The following is a 3,218-nucleotide window of genomic DNA, read 5'->3' as shown; positions in this document are numbered from 1 at the left end:
TTTCCATGGTTTTCAATCCAAGCCAAGCCCCTTGATTATAGTGATTATGACCAAGGTCTCAAAATGATCATAATGATTAATAGGAGTAGGATTCGCGATATTATTATTTTTATACAAGTGAAAAAGCAGTGAAAGACACTAAGGAAATGGCTCATTTTAGTCATGTTCAGATTTCCAATTGGACTAAACACGACACCTATTGGCTACTCAGTTTATTTGGTACGGCGGTTGGGGCTGGCATTCTATTTTTGCCAATCAACATTGGGTTAGGTGGTTTCTGGCCATTAGTGTTAATGGTCTTACTCGCTTTTCCGATGACTTATCTCTCTCATCGTGGTCTTGCTCGTTTTGTTCTCTCATCGCGCCGTCCTAATGCCGATTTTACCGACGTTGTTGAAGAACACTTTGGCCAAAGGGCTGGTCGCTTGATCTCTTTGCTGTATTTCCTCTCTATTTTCCCAATCTTACTGATTTACGGTGTCGGTCTAACTAACACGGTTGATAGCTTTTTGGTTAATCAAGCGCAGATGGTCGCTCCCCCTCGGGTGCTACTTTCTGGTGGCTTAGTCTTTGCGTTAATTGCCATTATGCTGGGTGGCGAGAAGATCATGTTGCGCGCTTTTGCTGTTATGGTTTATCCATTGGCGGCTATTTTATTATTTCTCTCGCTCTATTTGATCCCGTATTGGTCAGTGCCGTCATTAGCATTGCCGCAAACGAGTGATTTCTTACACACAGTGTGGCTAGCCATTCCTGTCGTGGTGTTTTCTTTTAGCCATGCAGCGGCGATCTCAAGTTTTGCCAATGTTCAACGTCGTCATTATGGCGCGCTAGCGGATAAAAAATCAGAGCAGATTCTGCGTTACACCAGCCTTGTATTGATTCTGTTTGTCTTGCTGTTCGTGTTTTCTTGCGTATTGGCTTTATCACCAGAAGCATTGCAAGAAGCAAAAGTGCAAAATATTTCAGTGCTGACTTACCTTGCCAATGTCACAGATAATCCCTTCATCGCCACTCTAGGCCCTTTAGTGGCGTTTATTGCCATTACCTCTTCCTTTTTAGGGCATTTCCTTGGTGCGCGAGAAAGCCTGACTGGGCTGTTGTGTAAAAACTTTGGCCTGTCATTGCGTCTTGCTGGGCGACTCACCATTGCGATTTTGTTTGTCACGATTTGGATTGTCGCGATACTCAACCCCAGCATTCTGGGAATGATGGAAGCGTTTTCAGGCCCCGTGATCGCTATGATTCTGTTTATTATGCCGATGATTGCTGTATTCAAAGTGCCATCGCTGGCGAAGTATCAACAGCAGATGAGTACACCCTTTGTCATGGCGATAGGGTTATTGGCGGTATCGGCATTGCTTTATAACTTGCTCAATTAAATCAGCCATTGGCTCCGTCACTGGAGCCAAATCAATTACTTGATTTGAGCTTTTGTTATTTGAGGTTGTGTATTATTGAGCGTTGATGCTACCTCCAGAATATCTTGCCACTCATTGTAAGCTGATTGGTACCAAACTTGCTCCAGAATGACCGCTTGTGAATCTTGTGCTTTGGTAAGGTTAGAAACGACGTTGTTGGTTTCATTGTATAAACTGAGCACTGTGGTTTGTAGTGTATCTAAGGATCGGCTGATCGCCGCACAATCGTTGTTAACTTGATCGACACTTAGCAATAGGGCATTGAGAGACGCGATTTGTTGTTGATCTTGAGAGAGCGTTTGTTGATCGTGGTTGATGGTATTTAAAGATGATTGGATATCGCTTTGCAGGCTAGATATTTCACTTTGTGCTTCTACAATAGAGCTAACACCAAACCCTGCCAATATCAAAGAACCTCCCAGTGTAAACGGAGCAAGCACCACGCCAAAAATCGTTTCAAATATCCCTTTCTTACGCTGCGATTGAGCATTCGCAATGGCGGTTTTAAATGCTGCTATCTGCTGTTTCATTAGATCAATTTGGGCGTTAGTGGCGATAATTTCTGCTTGGATGGAAACTTCTTCTTGCTGGATCTGTGCAATAGTTTGTTGCAATGTGTTATGAGCATCTTCCACTTGGCGAGCCCAAGAATTCAATCCCTCATCATAACGTTTTATATTTGATGTAAGACTTTGAATCGGATTTTGTAATGTTAAGATTAATGAAGTTAGCTGCTGTAGTTGAGCGGTGTCAAAACGGGTTTCTAGTGCTTTGAATAACGTTAAAATTTGAACATTAGAATCTTTGAATGTATTCGCAATGGAAAGAACACTGTCCATAATGTCATTTGAAAAATATAAATTACCACTCAAACGCCATTGCCGTACCAGTTTTTGCACCGCATTTAAATTTTGTTCTACCTGAGCATACCAATGTTCTGCATTGCCTTGATCAATATAAGTTTCAACAACGCCTTGGCATGCAGAATTTAGTAACACCATAGCGCTAATAGATGCAGGAATGTCGGTTTGAAGTTGCTCGCTGGCTGATTGATTCATGATGGTCCTCGAAAAAGAATAAAAGGGGGCGTAACCCCCCTTAGTAATGTTTAAGCTGCTTGTTTTACTGCAGGTGCTAACTCTTTCGTTTCGATAGCTATTTTTGCGCTAGCTAGCTGTTTAGCAAGTTCAACCGCATCATCCCATTCGTTTTTCGCTGCGTCAGACATCACTTTTTCCATAATAATGCTCTGCATGGATGCACCATTATTAAGCTTGGTTACTACATCATCTAACTCGTTACCAAAGACAGTCCACGTCGTTTCAAAATCAGATAATACTGATGTCGATGTTTCAATCGCTGAAACGACGGCGCTACTGGCATTGGAAAGCCCCTGTAAAGCGATAATCTGTTGTTGATCTTCAGCTTTTTGCTTTTGTTCTTGCGCGATGCTGTCGTAGTCATCATCAATTTGATTTTGTAATACGCCCCACGTAACACCACCAGCAATAATCGATGCCGCGCCAACGGCTGCGATACCGCCGGAGACTACAGCTGTGGTACCAGCGGTTGCGATGGTAAGCGCAACGCCTGCGACGAGCATAAAGATGCCAACACCAACCGCAACTTGTGCATAGACTAGATCTTTATTCAGTTTCTCAATGGCTGCACGATTGTTGTCTATTGCGTTATTCATGCTTTCAATATCTGTTTGTAAATCGATAATTGTTTTTTGAATATTGGTCGCACCATTGACTAAGTCATCATGTGCTGCTTGCATTTTCACCCCCCAATCAG

The 3,218-nt window shown here is 42.7% G+C and carries 2 protein-coding genes and 1 pseudogene; 1 reads left to right on the top strand and 2 read right to left on the bottom strand.

Annotated features, from left to right (window positions below):
* The first annotated feature begins 146 nt into the window (after positions 1–146).
* Positions 147–1,382 carry an aromatic amino acid transport family protein gene (locus tag AACT21_RS08080; protein ID WP_212754901.1) on the top strand — a complete coding sequence of 412 codons (1,236 nt, stop codon included), beginning with the start codon at positions 147–149 and terminating at the stop codon, positions 1,380–1,382.
* 35 nt (positions 1,383–1,417) lie between these two features.
* Here AACT21_RS08080 and makE read toward each other — a convergent pair whose 3' ends face one another.
* Entirely contained in the window at positions 1,418–2,479 is a 1,062-nt protein-coding gene (makE, locus tag AACT21_RS08075; RefSeq protein ID WP_094163521.1) for an alpha-pore-forming cytotoxin subunit MakE, read from the bottom strand.
* 50 nt (positions 2,480–2,529) lie between these two features.
* A pseudogene (makA, locus tag AACT21_RS08070) lies at positions 2,530–3,218 on the bottom strand (cytotoxin MakA); the annotation flags it as partial.

The sequence above is a fragment of the Vibrio sp. V08_P9A1T1 genome, assembly GCF_963874405.1.
Taxonomy (GTDB): domain Bacteria; phylum Pseudomonadota; class Gammaproteobacteria; order Enterobacterales; family Vibrionaceae; genus Vibrio; species Vibrio anguillarum.
This window is presented reverse-complemented; position numbering and strand designations above follow the sequence as displayed.